The 15,546-nt window shown below is 56.7% G+C and carries 9 protein-coding genes and 1 tRNA gene; 3 read left to right on the top strand and 7 right to left on the bottom strand.

The genetic code is table 11. The features are described 5' to 3' along the window. The first annotated feature begins 12 nt into the window (after positions 1-12). On the top strand, positions 13-945 hold the full coding sequence (locus tag CATRI_RS12280) for a type IIL restriction-modification enzyme MmeI (protein ID WP_290217999.1): 933 nt from the start codon (positions 13-15) through the stop codon (positions 943-945). Here the strand turns inward: CATRI_RS12280 and CATRI_RS12275 are convergent. The 3 genes from CATRI_RS12275 to CATRI_RS12265 all read right to left on the bottom strand — a co-directional run bounded on the left by CATRI_RS12275 (position 935) and on the right by CATRI_RS12265 (position 7,577). After that, a complete protein-coding gene (locus CATRI_RS12275; RefSeq protein WP_290217996.1) occupies positions 935-3,667 on the bottom strand; it encodes a class I SAM-dependent DNA methyltransferase in 2,733 nt (910 codons plus the stop codon). The two genes, CATRI_RS12280 and CATRI_RS12275, sit on opposite strands and share 11 nt — an antisense overlap. Then, positions 3,660-6,953, bottom strand: a complete 3,294-nt coding sequence (locus CATRI_RS12270; protein ID WP_290217994.1) for a helicase-related protein — start codon at positions 6,951-6,953, stop codon at positions 3,660-3,662. The genes CATRI_RS12275 and CATRI_RS12270 overlap by 8 nt, the downstream gene beginning before the upstream one ends. Before the next feature lie 553 nt (positions 6,954-7,506). After that, positions 7,507-7,577, bottom strand: a tRNA-Gly gene (locus CATRI_RS12265). 92 nt (positions 7,578-7,669) lie between these two features. On the opposite strand from CATRI_RS12265, the gene dcd reads away from it, so the two are divergent. Then, positions 7,670-8,233 carry a dCTP deaminase gene (dcd, locus tag CATRI_RS12260; RefSeq protein ID WP_290217992.1) on the top strand — a complete coding sequence of 188 codons (564 nt, stop codon included), beginning with the start codon at positions 7,670-7,672 and terminating at the stop codon, positions 8,231-8,233. Positions 8,234-8,291: 58 nt separating this feature from the next. After that, positions 8,292-9,614 (top strand): UDP-glucose dehydrogenase family protein, encoded by a 1,323-nt coding sequence (locus CATRI_RS12255; RefSeq protein ID WP_290217990.1) that lies wholly within the window; start codon positions 8,292-8,294, stop codon positions 9,612-9,614. Here the strand turns inward: CATRI_RS12255 and CATRI_RS12250 are convergent. The 4 genes from CATRI_RS12250 to CATRI_RS12235 all read right to left on the bottom strand — a co-directional run bounded on the left by CATRI_RS12250 (position 9,611) and on the right by CATRI_RS12235 (position 15,416). After that, positions 9,611-10,834, bottom strand: coding sequence for a YibE/F family protein (locus tag CATRI_RS12250; RefSeq protein WP_290217988.1), 1,224 nt, complete (start codon positions 10,832-10,834; stop codon positions 9,611-9,613). The two genes, CATRI_RS12255 and CATRI_RS12250, sit on opposite strands and share 4 nt — an antisense overlap. Before the next feature lie 11 nt (positions 10,835-10,845). Next, a complete protein-coding gene (locus CATRI_RS12245; protein ID WP_290217985.1) occupies positions 10,846-12,102 on the bottom strand; it encodes a pyridoxal phosphate-dependent aminotransferase in 1,257 nt (418 codons plus the stop codon). A gap of 46 nt (positions 12,103-12,148) precedes the next feature. Then, entirely contained in the window at positions 12,149-12,799 is a 651-nt protein-coding gene (locus tag CATRI_RS12240) for a DUF1707 SHOCT-like domain-containing protein (protein ID WP_290217983.1), read from the bottom strand. A 76-nt stretch (positions 12,800-12,875) separates the two neighbouring features. Then, a complete protein-coding gene (locus CATRI_RS12235; protein ID WP_290217981.1) occupies positions 12,876-15,416 on the bottom strand; it encodes a heterodisulfide reductase-related iron-sulfur binding cluster in 2,541 nt (846 codons plus the stop codon). Positions 15,417-15,546: the final 130 nt, after the last annotated feature.

Here is a 15,546-nt window from a genome sequence, read left to right as displayed (position 1 = left end):
ACATCCGACCCATTGGGCATCGCATTTGGTGACAATGCCGACATTAAGGCTGAGCCAGAGGAACGACAAGTCAGGAACATTAACCCGTACCTGGTAGACGGCCCAGACGTGTTCGTAGAGAAGCGTTCCAAGCCATTGGCTGACTTGCCTCGTGTTACCAAAGGCTCGCAGCCCACTGATGGGGGAGCTCTCTTGGTGGAGCCGGAAGATTATGAAGCCATTATGGCTGACCCAATCGCCGCTCAGTACGTCAGGCCATTCGTAGGGGCGAAGGAGCTAATCCACGGGCTGCCAAGATGGTGCTTATGGATTTCAGACAGTGAGGTAGACAAAGCCCGCAAATCGCCTGTCGTCGCGGAACGCCTTGCACAAGTGACCCAGTTTAGATCTGCGAGTAAAAAGGCTGGCACGAGAGCTTTGGCAGCAATCCCGCATCAATTCGGCGAACGGAGACAACCGACACACGGATACGTATGTATACCGAGACATTTCTCTGAGACTCGGGATTTTGCGACTGTCAAATGGTTCAATGAAGGGGACATTTCAGGCGATGCCAACTTTACGGCCGATGATCCTGACGGATTCCTCTTCGCCATAATCTCTAGTTTGATGTTCATGACCTGGCAACGACTCGTTGGCGGAAGGCTAAAATCAGACCTTCGTTTTTCAAATACGCTAGTTTGGAACACATTCCCTCTTCCCACTCCTAGTGTTGAAGAACGCACTTCAATAGTAAAAGCCGGCCAACACATCGTTCACGTTCGGTCAGCTCTATCCGATGGTTCTCTCGCGAATATATACTCTAAGACCCCCTTAGATGACGAGCTCCGTGACGCACACTTTGCACTCGATGCTGCTGTCGATAGACTCTTTAATCTTGACATGTCATCAATCGACCAGCGTGAGCGAGCGCTTATTAAAAGCTACCTGAAGCTTAGTCAGTAGAAGCTAATCGAAGGTACTGGGAAAATAGGGCCTCAATACGCTGCCCTTCCGAGGTGGGCCCGGTGAGGCCAAATGCCAAATCTACCAACTCGTCCAGAATTTCGTGAGAATGCTTTAGGTCGGCGAATATCCCCAGTTCAGAGTATTGTTCGGCCAGCGACTGGCCATCTGAAATCTCCCTTGCTTCCAAGATTTGCGCTCCTGCGGCAACGATGCGTTCACGCAGCTCTTTTTGCATCGGAGGTATAGGGAAGTTGTTCCAGACTACTGTATTGGAAAACCTAAGACGAGATTCAAGTCTTCCGCCAACGAGTCGTTGCCAGGTCATGAACATCAAACTAGAGATTATGGCGAAGAGGAATCCGTCAGGATCGTCTGCGGTGAAGGCCAGGTTGCTAGCGATGACTGAGTGGTCCAAGTGGCGTGCGGTAATATAAGCTCGCCGTTCACTGACAACCGATGGGACGCAGACATAGGGGGTTAAGGCAGGGCGGCGCTCGCCGAATAGGTGTGGCGTCTGTGCCAGCGATCGAGTAGATTCCTTCTTGCTCTCTAACCGGAATTGCCTTACGGCACCAACTCGTTCACTCAGGACTATCGACTCTTCGATTTCGTTTGGTGCCGCGTTTACGAGCCATAGGCACCACCGAGGAAGCCCGTGAATGAGTTCCCGCGCTCCTACGAATGGCCTGACGTACTGAGCGGCGATTGGGTCAGCCATAATGGCTTCATAATCCTCTTGTTCAACGATCAGAAATCCTCCATCGGCTGGCTTGGACCCATATCTAGTCGCTGGCAGGTCCGCCAATGGCTTGGAACGCTTCTCTACGAACACGTCTGGGCCGTCTACCAGGTACGGGTTAATGTTCTTGACTTGTCGTTCCTCTGGCTCAGCCTTAATGTCGGCATAAGTGAAGAGCCTGCGCGGGGCTCGAGTCCCCCTTTCGAAGCCGATGATGACACAATGGACGTGTGCCATGCCAGGAGCCTCGGATTCCCACTGAAATGACTGGTGGGCGAAGCTGATGTGCCAGCCAGCGTTAAACAGTGGGCGGAACAGCGCAGGTACCGGCTGGCCTTGGGCTATCGAGTTGGTGGAGACGAAAGCGAACTTGCCTCTTGGATGGCCTTCGAGGAAATCAGCGGCCTTCTTGTACCACCCCGTGACGTAGTCGAGATAGCCTGCGTAGTCTTTGCCCCACACGATTTGAAGATCTTCCTTTTGGTCTGCAGCCTTTAGGTACTGTCCAATAAATGGGGGATTTCCTGTGCAGTAGATCTCATTCCCGTCGGGCACGACGTCGGCCCAGTCTGTGCGTAGTGCATTGCCGATATGTATACCGGCTCGGTTGAAGTCGTCAATAGGTAGACGGACCAGGCTTGTTCCCAGCAATTCGGCCATGTGCTGGTTGGCGAGGTGGTCAACTAGGAGCATGGCGGTGGAAGCAATAGCAGCCGGCCATTCCTCGATTTCGATCCCTGCGAAGTGGGACATTCGAACGACAGTGTCCTCCATCCCGTCGCCTTGCAGACGGAGCTGGTGCTCTTGTTTGTAGATGCCGTCACGCCAGTCGAGTTCGCGTCTTCTGCCGATGAGGCGTAGCTCCAGGGCACGCATTTCCTTGTAGGCGACAATAAGAAAATTGCCACAGCCACACGCTGGATCCAAAAGACGGATTCCGGCTAGCCGATTGTGGAGCCGGGTCAGTTCACCCTTGTTGTCCCACGAGTCTTCGAGCTTGCGCTCCAGCTCGTCTAGGAACAGCGGGCGTAAAGTCTTGAGTATATTCGCCTCAGTCGTGTAGTGCTCGCCCATTTCGCGCCGAGCTTTGGAGTCCTTGACGGTTTGAAACATAGATCCGAAGATCGCCGGACTGATCACGGACCAGTCGAAGCCAGACGCGTCTAATACTTCCTGGCGGAACTTCAAAGGAAGGGCTGGTATTTCTAGCCGGTTGGAAAAGAGGCCACCGTTGATATAACGTAAACCGGCAAACTCACCTGAGACTCCTGGTGTTCCCACGAGGTCCAGTGCAGGGTTGTTGACTGCATCAAATAGCTCAGAAAGCTTGTCAGTAAGGTTTTCGGAGGTGGTATGCTCAGCGAGCCAGTTGTGGAAAGCATCTTTGGTCCACATACTAGTGTCATCGCCGAACCAGAGGAATAGTAGTCTGCCAAGCATCTGAGTGGCTTGACTAGTTTCCATTCCTGCTGTAGCTAGGTCCTCATATAAGCGACCCATCAGTCGTGCGGCCTTAGAGGAAGCGGTTTCTGATTCGCGATCGAACACCTGCCGCATTCGTTCCACCAAAGCTGGCAACGACAGGAAATCATCATCAATCCCGATTCTCATGGCTTCGAGACGATGAAGCAAATCAGGGTCCGGAGTATCGGTCTCGTGGCGGTGTGCCATGAGTTTAGCGTTAACGGAACCTAGCTTCGCATGCCTAGGCCAGCGCCAGTCTTGGATGCCACCGTTGGTGAAGATAACAAGCCGTTCCGCACTGACTTTCGACAGTTCAGTGTCGATGCGTCGTTGTACAGGACGTGTTGGAAGTTGGTAGCAAACCCACACGGCCAGGCCTCGGTAAGTGGCGACTTTGTCGAGATGGGCTCCATGAGCTTCGAATTCCCGAGGATGGTCAGGTTTCGACCAGCCTAGCTTGCGAAATAGCTGTTCGAAGTCGTCTACATCAACCAGCCGCATCAATTGGTCAGTCATTTGCAATTCCCATCACGGAAACAATATGGATTTGATCCTTACCGCTGCGAGTCTGGATGACCAGGTCATCTCGAATGTGCAAGGTGCGGAGAAGCTCGAGTAGTTCCACGTCATTAGCGCCTCTGCGACGCGCTGATCTGAGTCTATTCGTCGCTAGCTTGGTTAGAGGCCTCTGGAACAGCGCGTCGAGTGCTTGGTCCGTCGCTGGGTCGTGTATCAGATTGAGTTGGTTTCCGAGGCGATTCCATAGGATCTTACGTTCTCCTCGTAGTCTGCCTGCTATGCTATTTTGTTCTTTCAGCGGACCGGATTTCACCAGTTCTCTCACCAAAGAGTCATGCTCGGTTGAACGGACCAACCCCGGCTCAAAAGGAGTCGACTCAAAAATTCTCAGGGCCTCATGCCCGGTTAGGAGATGCATTTCTCCGTCTTTGCTAGCCCAGCCAAAGAGATCCATCCCAGATTCAGTTTGAACATGTGCAGCAACCCCGCACCTTTGGTCGGACAGCCGGAAGGCTCTGGTTGCATCAATCATATCTGGAAGACGCGCAATACGATCGGCAAGGTCAGCATCATTCTTCGTAGCTTTATTCCAAATTTCATAAGCAAGGGATGAGGCATCTACATCATCTTCGTGGGAGATATCATCGATGTGGCCATTGTATAGGTCACGAATAATCGCCACTTCTTCTTCAGTGTCAAAGAATGATTCATCAGAGCCAAAAGTAGCAGCGTTGGCAGCCAGTCGCTGTTGTACCCTCTGCCGTAGATTTAGCACATCTTCCACCGAGCCATGTGAAATGGTGTAAATCAAAACCGTGCCAGCTTCTTGTCCAACGCGGTCTACTCGGCCAGCACGTTGAATAAGTTGGATGATCGCCCAAGGAATATCGTAGTTAACCACAATATGAGCATCTTGGAGATTCTGCCCTTCGGACAATACATCCGTTGCGACTAAGATATGCAGCTCATCGTTCATTTCACCAATGTAGTCTTCATTATGAGCAACTAACTTTGCGTTTGATTTCGGGGAAAACCGTCGAGCCACCGCTGTGGGATCATCGGTGTCCCCTGTGGCAAGCCCAACGTTTTCTACACCCACCTGTCGCAGTGCAGATGCGAGATAGTTTGCTGTGTCTTTGTACTCTGTGAAGACAAGTATCTTCTCTCCAGGATGCTCCGTTTTAACTAGATTTAGGAGTGCTCGCAGTTTTGAGTCATTTTCCACAGTCCATGGACCGTAGGAGGATAAAAGGTAGGAGATGGCGCGGTTATCAGACTCAAGTTCGTCACGTAGTCTGCTAACAAACAATGATGGGCGCACCCACCTAATGTCGGGGCTAGGTTTGCCTGCCACGCGCTCATACTCTTCAGCCGAATCTCCTGCCGTTTGAAGTCTCGATCCAATCGAGGATTCCTCGCCAGAGTCGGAATCGCCCCTCAAAACGTTGGCATCAATGGTTCCAACTGGAATCGGAAGTTCTTCGTCAATTGCGTACATAAAAAGTTGATTTCGGGCAAAATGCCGCTTTAGTGACAAAATGAATGAATGGCCGCACGAAGAGAGCCGCTTGTAGAAATTCGTGCGGACAAATCCCGACACATGTCCACGTGAACGCTCCAAGTCCTCGAGAATTGCGACTTCTTCCGGAGTCGCTTGTTTTTTGCCTGCTGGGGACACGTAAGAATATAAATCATAACGGGGCAACTTCAATGAGGCAATCGTGTCCAGCGTCATGTCTTCAACCATTAGGGCTGCGGGGTCCTCCCCATGGAACTGGTGGTCAACTGGCTTAGCGATGCGTTTCGGGAAGAGGAACTGCTGGCCATTCGAAAAATTCAAGTACTGCTGTCCGTACTTGTTAGTGCTTGCGTAGTTCTCTTTCACAAAGGATCGGGTTCGCCGAACTAGATGCTCGCCCATGAGTCGTTTCCAGTCCTCCGACTCGTCTGACTTTCGAAATGCTGCCAAAGTTGACAGGCCGAATTCTATGTTCTCGGCAAAGTTTGCCTTTGACAAAGCCGCCAATGGTTGCAATCCAAGGTCTTCATCGTCATCTATGAACAGCCCCAATTGATTTGCGACGTCCGAGTATTTGATGTTGAATGGAGTTGCTGTCAGTAATAGTGCTTTTGAATCATTGGTCATGATATAACGTTGCACGTTCTGATAGGTCTGTGTTTTTTCGTTGCGTAGCGTGTGGGACTCATCCACAATCACGAAGGGATAGCGTCGGAGATCATTCAGAGAATGGCTCATCGAGTAGGGAACGACCCGGCCATGCAAATCATACGCCCCGAGGTGTTCTTCCCACATTGTCTGGAGGTTCTTTGGACAAATCACCAACGGCTGGTAGCCATACTCATCGCGTAACATCAACGCCACTGCGATGGCAGTCAGTGTTTTTCCCAGGCCGACTACATCGCCGAGCATCGTCCCCCCACGCATCATTACTCGACGGGCTAGTGTTTTCACCGCCGTTGCCTGGTATTCCAACAACTCATCGCTTATACGTCCGGTTAGTGAATATTCGTCTAAGCCTTCACGAACATCCCGGGACATGTCGTAGCAGACTTTTAAGAAGACGTCTTGCGGTGGGCGCGGAGTTGGTGAGGCCCAGGACTCTTCGAGGAGGTCTAAAAGTTCTGGGCCAATAGGCAAACTCCAGTCATCATTCCATCGCCCTTCGAACCACTGAGAGAGTTTCTCCGCTCCGTCGGCATCTACGACATCTGTGTTCAACTCCAGATTCGAAGTCATGCCAGGATAGGTGAGATTGGATGATCCTACCAGCCCCATCGTTGGCTGAGATGGGTCATCACGGTGAAAAATGTAGGCCTTTCCGTGTAGGGGCTGATCGCAGAAGACTCGAATCTCGACGGCACCTGCTTTGATTTGGTCCTGCAAGTGGGCTAGGGTCTGTCGATCGGTGTTCGTTGGGATGCCTCTCATCAACTGCCCACGTAAGATCTCAAGTAGCGCTTTTCTGCGCTGCACAGCGATCTCGCGATCAGCAGTGACGTCTTCTTCTCCTTCGATCTCGCGTTGGTAGGCGGCAATCACCTCCTGATGGGCAGAGCCTTGCACCATTCCAATCAGCACACGTGCAACAGGGAGCGGTCGATTCGCGGAAATTTTCAAGTCCACGATGTCACAAAACAGGCTCCAACCTCGTAGGTTGAAATAGCCTGTCGCAACATCCAAACGATCGAATGCTTTGAACATGGTTCTTGCGTGATTGCCCATTGTCGTATCGTCAGACAGATTGTCAAGAATTCTGGTCATACCTAGTTTCCTTCACCTTGTTGTAACTTGACGATATTTAGAATGTAGGGGTGCCAGGCATATTGTACGATTATATGCCGGGGTTGATTGTCCGTATGTGGCTTGGTATGGCTACGGGCCCTGAGGATCGTCTGGTCTGTATTGGCAATGCAGAGAGCCCACTTCGCATGGAGTCTGTCGTTTTCATACAGGATTGTATATGACTCGCAAGCTTGTTTTGATCATTTGCAGTTGCTCCTTTAGGGAGCTGATCGACGATCTCGCGGTCTACGGATAAGTCCAGGTGCGGGCACCAGATTGCGTTGCTAGGCCTCGCCCGATTTAGGTGAGTGGAAGGGGTAGATAGCTCATCTGTTTTTGCCGATCTCAGGCGAAGTAGCTAAATCGCTTGTATGAGTGCATCTGGCTGCAGTGCTCACGCGCGTTTCGTATGGCTGCGATAGAATTGAGAGAAGCCAGTGGCTATGAAACTGGCGACTTTTCCACCGGCCACCAGGCGCAAAAACTCCCACCAAGCTCCTAAACTGACTGCTCAGAGGTTACTTTTCTTTTGAGCCGGCGACGAGAATCGAACTCGCACTCTCAGCTTGGGAAGCTGATGTTCTACCACTAAACTACGCCGGCATCTGCTCGTGATGAGCTACCGGATGAGTCTAGCACTCACTGGAGTGTGGGGAGCAAAACGTCCAGGCTGCTGCGTGCCGTAGACTGACGGCGTGCTCCTTTCCGATCGTGACATCCGTACCGCCATCAGCTCCGGCGAACTGGGCATCGAGCCTTTTGCCGCAGAGAATATCCAGCCGTCGAGCGTCGATGTGCGCATGGACAGATACTTCCGGGTATTCAACAACTCCAAGTACACCCACATTGATCCGAAGCTGCAGCAAGACGAGCTGACCAGTTTGGTCGAGGTGGACGAGGGGGACCCCTTCGTGTTGCACCCAGGTGAGTTTGTGTTGGCCTCTACTCTGGAGAAGTTCACTCTGCCTCCTAACCTGGCTGGCCGTCTCGAAGGTAAGTCCTCCCTTGGGCGTCTGGGATTGCTCACTCACTCCACTGCTGGGTTCATCGATCCCGGCTTCTCCGGTTACATCACCCTCGAGCTGTCTAACGTGGCCAACTTGCCGATCGTGCTGTGGCCTGGGATGAAGGTCGGTCAGCTGGCCCTGTTCAAGATGTCCTCGCCCGCGGAAACTCCCTATGGCGCTGGTGCGTTAGGTTCGAAGTACCAGGGTCAGCGTGGCCCGACTCCCTCGAAGGCGTACTTGAACTTCTCTTAAGCTCTACGAAAACACCAGGTAACGGATTGTTCATGTCAGCTAAGTAAGATGCCGCTCTATGCGTATGACTGTCATCGGTACCGGCTATCTTGGGGCGACTCACGCCGCTTGTATGGCCGAACTCGGCCACGAGGTTCTAGGCATCGATGTGGATGCCGCGAAAGTCGATTCGCTGAAGGCGGGGAAGGTCCCTTTTTATGAGCCCGGACTGCCGGAGGTTCTGACTCGGAACCTGGAGTCAGGTCGGCTGGGCTTTTCCACCGACTACCAGCAGGCTGCGGACTTTGCACAAGTCCATTTTCTGGGCGTCGGAACGCCGCAGAAGCGGGGCTCTTATGCCGCGGACCTCAGCTATGTTCGCGGCGCCGTGGAAGCGCTGGTGCCGAAGCTGAGTGGGCACCACATTATCTTTGGCAAGTCCACTGTCCCCGTTGGTACGGCCGCGGAGTTGCAAGACTTGGCAGATGGGCTGGCGGGGCCTGGCACAACTGTCGAGATCGCCTGGAACCCCGAGTTCCTCCGCGAAGGTTACGCCGTAAATGACACGATCACGCCGGACCGAATCGTCTTGGGTGTGCGGGCCAACGATTCTCGCGCGGAAGAAGTCGCCCGGGAGGTGTATGCCACCCCCATCAGCCAGGACACCCCCTTCCTGGTCACGGACTTGCCGACGGCGGAGTTGGTCAAGGTCTCTGCCAACGCCTTCTTGGCCACGAAAATTTCCTTCATCAACGCGGTCTCCGAAGTGTGTGAGGCCTCCGGTGCTGATGTCACCTTGTTGGCGGATGCCATTGGATATGACGACCGCATCGGCCGTAAGTTCCTCGGTGCTGGCCTAGGCTTTGGCGGTGGTTGTCTGCCCAAGGACATTCGTGCTTTCATGGCCCGAGCCGGCGAACTCGGGGCGGATGACGCGCTGACCTTCCTGCGTGAGGTCGACGCCATCAATATGCGACGCCGCGATCGCGTCCTCCAGCTCACGCGCCAATTGGCCGGCGGAAACGTGCTGGGCAAGCGAGTGACGGTCCTCGGGGCGGCGTTCAAACCCAATTCGGATGATGTCCGAGACTCCCCGGCGTTGTCGGTAGCCGGGCAGCTGTCGCTGGCTGGTGCGGACGTGAGCATTTACGACCCGGAGGCGATGGACAACGCCCGCAAGGTCTTCCCTACTCTCAACTACGCGGAGTCCTTGGAGGAGGCTTTGGCTGAAGCGGACATCGTCGTGCTGGCCACTGAGTGGCAGCAGTTCCGCGATCTGGACCCGGTGAGCACGGGGGAGTTGGTGCATGAGCGGACCATCATTGATGGCCGTAACGTTCTGCCCGTCCAGCCGTGGAAAGATGCCGGCTGGAACATCCAGGCTCTGGGAAGGAACCTCTAGTCCCGATTGATGCGCTCGGGCACGGTCCACGCGGCGATCAGCGTGGTGAGGGGAACAGCCAAGGTCAGTGCCAAGGCGCCAATGCCGGAGCGCAGCAGCTCCGTGGCGACGATATCGCTGGTCAATGTTTGCGTCAACGGCCGGTTAGCAACGCTGATGAGGAGCAGCATCGGCAAGGCCGCGCCCGTGTAGCTAAGCACCAGGGTGTAGACCATGGAAGAAATGTGGTCACGCCCGACCTTCATTGCGCCGAGGAACAGCCGCCAGGGGGTGGCCTCGGGGTCGAGATCGGAGAGCTCGTTGACGGTCGAGGCCTGAGAAATCGTCACGTCATTGAGCACGCCAAGCGCGCCGATAACGAAGCCGCACAGCATCAGCCCGAGAATAGAGACCCCGGGCAGGTACAACAGGATATTCAGGTTGTCCTCCGCGCCGAGTCCACGCAGGTGGGTCGTGCCGATCGCCAGCCCCGCTAGCGCCGCCGCGATGACGAGGGCGATGAGTGTTCCCCCTAGCGCGGAGGCCGACTTCCAATTCAGCCCATGGACCAGCGGCACTACGACCATGAGGATTGCCGACCCCGAGACCAACGCAAAGGGCAGGGCGGGTCCGCCGTGGAGGAGGCCCGGGATGAGGAAAACGGTGATCCCAAACAGGGTGATCACGAGGCCAATGAGGGCACGGAAACCCCGCCACGCTGCGAACAACGCAATGGTCACGGCGATGACCAAACCCCAGACGATCAGCGGCGTCGAACGCTGATAGTCGCCGAAGGAGTAGGTCAGCTCACCGGACTCGTCTGTAGCCTCGATGAGGTGAATCTTCGAGCCCTCGTGCAACTCCGCTTCGCCCGGCAACCCATAACTCACCAGCATCGTGGTTTTGCCAGCGTTGTCCCCCGACTCGATGCGCACAAGGGCGCGTTGGCAGGGATCGGTGGATTGACCCAGCGGGGTCCGCGGTGACCCCTCGAAAGCCCGACCGATGTCGGGGGAGGCGCAGACGGCGCCGTCGACAAGCGTGACCGTGGCCTGCACCTGGGCATGGTTGAGGCTGAACGTCGACTCGAACTGTGGGGAGACCTCGGGCCTATCCGAGGAAGGCCACAGCCACCACACCCCAAGAAACGTCACGATCATCGATGATGCCAAAAAGAAGAGCAACGCAGAGCGCGCGAGGGAACGAGGGGCAGAGTGGGTGTCGTTGCTATGGCGTCCCATTTGTGCGAAAACTACTGCTTATAGCTGACGAGGAAGTTGCCCAACCGTTCGATGGCGTTTTCCAACTGCGAAGCCCACGGCAAGGTAACCACCCGGAAATGGTCGGGGGCGGGCCAGTTGAAACCGGTGCCCTGGACCAGGAGGATTTTCTCAGCTCGCAGGATATCGAGCATGAGCTTCGCGTCATCGTGGATCTCGTAGACATTCGGATCCAAGCGGGGGAAAGCATAGAGCGCACCCATCGGTTTCACGCAGCTGACACCGGGAATCTCGTTGAGCTTCTCCCAAGCGATGTTGCGCTGCGTGTACAGACGCCCGTTCTCGTGGGTCAGCTCGTAGATCGACTGTCGCCCGCCTAAGGCCACCTGAATCGCGTGCTGGGCAGGGACATTCGGGCATAGCCGAGTTCCGGCCAGCAGCTCCAGGCCCTCGATGAAGCCATGAGCCCGATCCTTCGGTCCCGTGAGAACCATCCACCCTGCGCGATAACCGGCAACGCGGTAGGCCTTGGATAGGCCGTTAAAGGTGATCGTGAAAAGGTCGGGGGCGAGCGTGGCGATAGAAATGTGCTCGGCATCGTCGTAGAGAATCCGGTCGTAGATCTCATCGGCAAGGATGAGCAGCTGGTTCTCGCGGGCGACCTGGACTATGTCCATGAGTACCTTGCGGGAGTAGACGGCACCCGTCGGGTTATTCGGATTGATGATGACGATGGCCTTGGTGCGATCAGTGACTTTGGCGCGGATGTCCTCGATCGACGGGTTCCAATCATCCTCCTCATCGCAGAGGTAATGCACCGGCTTGCCACCAGCCAGGGACGTGGCGGCCGTCCACAACGGGTAATCCGGGGCAGGGATGAGAACCTCATCGCCGTCATTGAGCAACGCCTGCGTAGTCATCGTGATGAGTTCGGAAACGCCGTTGCCCAAAAACACGTCGTCGACATCGAAATGCGGGAAACCCTCAATAAGCTCGTACCTGGTGACGATCGCACGCCGAGCCGGAATGATGCCCTTGGAAGTGGAATACCCCTGCGACGTTGGCAAAGCAGCAATCATGTCACGCATGATGACGTCGGGAGCATCAAAACCGAAGGTAGCGGGGTTGCCCGTGTTGAGTTTGAGGATGCGATGCCCATCCAGCTCCAGCCGCTCCGCCTCCGCCGCCACCGGCCCACGGATCTCGTAGAGCACGTCTTTCATCTTGTCCGACTGGTCAAGAATGCGAGGCTCGCGGCGGAGCGGGCGGGGGGAATCGGTCTCGGTCATGGAGACCATGTTGCCACTCAGCGTGGCCAGGGGAAAGCAGAAGCCACTATTTCCGACGATTCTCCAACGTCCGATTCACAAAACCCATCGCCTTACTCGTCAGCTCGGCCGTCTGAACCTTGCGCTCCGCCCGCAACTCCGCCAATCGATCCTGCTCCGCCAGGCGCAACTCCGTTGCGCGCAGCTGCTCCATCGTCCGCAACTCCCGGATGCGTTGCCTATCGACGGCCCGCGCACTCGGCATGTGCCACGATTCCGGACCGACCTTCATCACATAGAGGAGAATGAACACCGCCGGAATGAGGAAAAGCAACAACATCGAACCACCGGACGTAACAGGAGCAAAGGCAATCGCCGCGGCCAAGGAGCCCACGCTCGTGAGCCCAAAAACACCCAACCGAGTCCGACGACCCTCCACATACGCCGTCTGGATCTCCTGCGCGCTATACAACGTGCTCATCGACGCTGACGTCGACGTCGAAGCCGCTCGGCGATGTTGCGGCAAATCCACAAACAACGGCGCCAGCTCACCATCGAACTGGGCTGCAGCGATCTCCTGGCAGCGCTCATCATATTCGTCGATAGTCAGACGGCCCTCGGAGAATGCACGCCCGAGTGCCGCCATCGCGGCCTGGCGCTCCTCATCGCTGAGACGCACACGGCCATTGAAACCCTGAGACTGATAGCTACCGTTCACGACGGCCAGTCTACCGAGCTTGTCCAGCATTTCCCTCCGGGTTTCCCCTGATCTTTGACGTACCGACTAGAGGGACTCAATCGTCATTGGGTGCCGGCGGTACTGCCGTGCCTGGGGCTGGTGGCACTGCTGTTCCGGGCGCCTGCGGAACCGCACCACCAGGTGCCGGGGGCACCGATGTGCCGGGGGGCGGAGGGACGGCACTCCCAGCAATAGGCGGCACGGCGCTTCCCGGAGCTGGGGGCACAACTGCGCGCGAAGATGGATCGCCCGAGGATTCAGGGGATGTAGGTACCGAAGTTCCTGGAGCAGATGGCATTGCAGTGCCAGGTGCAGGAGGCGCGTGTGGTGCCAAGGCTCCGGGGGCAGGTACCGCACTCGGTTGGGCGGGTGGGACGGACGCCTGCTGAGGCTCCGCATCCTTTCGCTCCGGTGCGGAAGGAGCTTTTTCAGAGCTATCGACAGGCTGGGCGGGTTTGATGGGCAGGGATTGCCGACGGGGGGCCTCGAGGAAGGCGGGCTCGCGTGCGGGAGGGAGGGCGCCGTCGATAAGCACGGAGTCACGCAGCATGACTGCGACATCCCTGACCTGCGTGGAGCCGGGATCCTCGGGGGAGAGGGCTTTGAGGCCGCCGGTGAACATCGTGTTGCAGAACGGGCAGCCAGTAGCGATTTCGGTGGCGCCGGTCGCGAGGGCTTGTTCGGTGCGGAATTCGTTGACGCGCTGGCCGATGGTCTCTTCCATGAACATTCGCGAGCCACCCGCGCCGCAGCAAAACGCTTCGGCTCGATTGTTGTCCATTTCGCGCAGCTCGACACCGGTACCGGCGAGGAGCTCGCGCGGCGGATCATAAATCTGGTTGTGTCGGCCGAGGAAGCAAGGATCGTGATAGGTGATCGGCTGGCGATTTTCCGGCGTGCGCGGGACGGGCGTGAGCAGGCCGTCGCGCACGAGCCGGTTGAGCAGCTGGGTGTGGTGGAAGACGTCGAAATGCCCGCCGAAGTCGGGGTATTCGTTGCGGATGGTGTTAAAGCAGTGGGGGCAGGTGGTGATGATCTTGCGCTGACCTGCGGGCACGCCCTCGAAAGTGTCGTTGAGCGTGGCGATGTTCTCCGTCGCGAGCATCTGGAAGAGGAACTCGTTGCCGGCACGGCGGGCCGGATCACCGGTACACGTCTCGCCGGTAGACAAGACCGCATACTTCACGCCCGCGGTCTGCAGCAGCTCGATGACGGCGCGGGTGGTGCGCTGACCAGCGTCGTCGAAGGCTCCAGCACAGCCGACCCAGAAGAGGTATTCGGTGTCCGAGAAATCGTCGAGATCCTCGCCGATGACGGGCACGGTGAGCCCGTCCCGGCGAGCGGCATCGACCCAGGAAGCGCGCTCTGAGCTGTTCCGGCCCCAGGGGTTGCCCTTGGTTTCGAGGTTTTTGAACAGGCCTGTGAGCTCGGACGGGAAATCAGACTCCGCGAGGACCCGGAACCGGCGCAGGTCAGCCACATGATCGAGATGCTCAATGTCGACGGGGCATTGATCGACGCACGCACCACAGTTGGTGCAAGACCACAGGACATCGTCTGGGACGATGCTGGTCATGCTCAAGACATCGAGATTGGCATGCTTATCGACGGTCGCATCCCTCAGCCCCGTCATCAACAGCTTAGGGTTGAGCGGTTTCCCCGTGTTCCACGCGGGGCAGAGATCCTGGCAGCGGCCGCAGTCGGTGCAGGTGGCGGCGTCGAGAAGCATCTTCCACGAGGCATCGGCCGCGGTGCCGACACCGAGGGTGTCAACTTCGTCGACGTTGTCGAGGGTGAGGACCTTCGTACCGGACGTCATGGGCTTGAGTGCACCGAGGGCTTTGTGCCCGTCCGGGTTGCGCTGGAAGAAGATGTTGAAGAAGGCGAGGAAGCGGTGCCAACCGACGCCCCAGCTCAGGTGGTAGCCCATGAGGATGAGGAAGACCATGCCCGCCAACAACTTGACCAGCGCCATGACGGACACGAGTGTCGGGGAAGCTGGGAGCAGGGTTGCGAGGTGGATGGAGAGGAAATCCGCCCAGGGGGAGCCGCCGCCATATGTCGCAAGTTTGCTGGCCTTGACCAGCAGCATGCCGAGACCCTCGGCGAAAACGATGGTCTCGATCGCACGGGCAGCGACTGCGTTGGATTCGTAGAACCGGGAGGCCCGGCTGGTGGTGCCCTGGCGGATTCGGATGATGATCAGGGCCACGATGCCGACCACAGTCCCGACCGCAAGGACCTCCTCGATGAAATGGTAGGCGGGCCACTCCGACAGAAACGGCCAGCCGCCAGCGGGGTTAAACGTCTGAATGAACGCCTCAAACCACACCAAGATGCCGACGAGGAACCCGACCATGACGAGCCAGTGAGCGATGTTGACTAGCGGGCGCCCCTTGAAATGGGTGTGCCCGAAAACCTCGATGATGACCTGCGCGAGGCGCCGGGCGGGTTCACTGGTCCGCGTGCCTTCGGGTAGGGGCTGTCCCTGGCGGACGTAGCGCAGCATTCGAAATGCGGCGGTGAGGAAATAGAGGAATGCGGGGACAGCGAGGCCGATGCCGATGATTCCTAGCACGGTCGTTGCTATCGACATGAGAGAGCGAAGTCCTTCTGGGAGGCGGTAGGAAAGGAGCCGCATAAAGCCCTGCTGACGCAGGGAAACCGATACTTCTCCGGCTGGCACGTAGTGATGAACGGCTCATACCTGCTGACGCAGGCAAGAT

The organism is Corynebacterium atrinae (assembly GCF_030408455.1).
GTDB lineage: Bacteria > Actinomycetota > Actinomycetes > Mycobacteriales > Mycobacteriaceae > Corynebacterium > Corynebacterium atrinae.
The sequence above is the reverse complement of the archived record's forward strand: the minus strand, read 5'-3'. Positions and strand labels throughout refer to the sequence as shown.

Bases quoted from the DNA above. Each gene is read 5' to 3' on its own strand.
- CATRI_RS12275 (WP_290217996.1), bottom strand. From the start codon at position 3,667: ATGACTGACCAATTGATGCGGCTGGTTGATGTAGACGACTTCGAACAG.
- CATRI_RS12235 (WP_290217981.1), bottom strand. From the start codon at position 15,416: ATGTCGATAGCAACGACCGTGCTAGGAATCATCGGCATCGGCCTCGCT.
- CATRI_RS12250 (WP_290217988.1), bottom strand. From the start codon at position 10,834: ATGGGACGCCATAGCAACGACACCCACTCTGCCCCTCGTTCCCTCGCG.
- CATRI_RS12245 (WP_290217985.1), bottom strand. From the start codon at position 12,102: ATGACCGAGACCGATTCCCCCCGCCCGCTCCGCCGCGAGCCTCGCATT.
- CATRI_RS12255 (WP_290217990.1), top strand. From the start codon at position 8,292: ATGCGTATGACTGTCATCGGTACCGGCTATCTTGGGGCGACTCACGCC.
- CATRI_RS12270 (WP_290217994.1), bottom strand. From the start codon at position 6,953: ATGACCAGAATTCTTGACAATCTGTCTGACGATACGACAATGGGCAAT.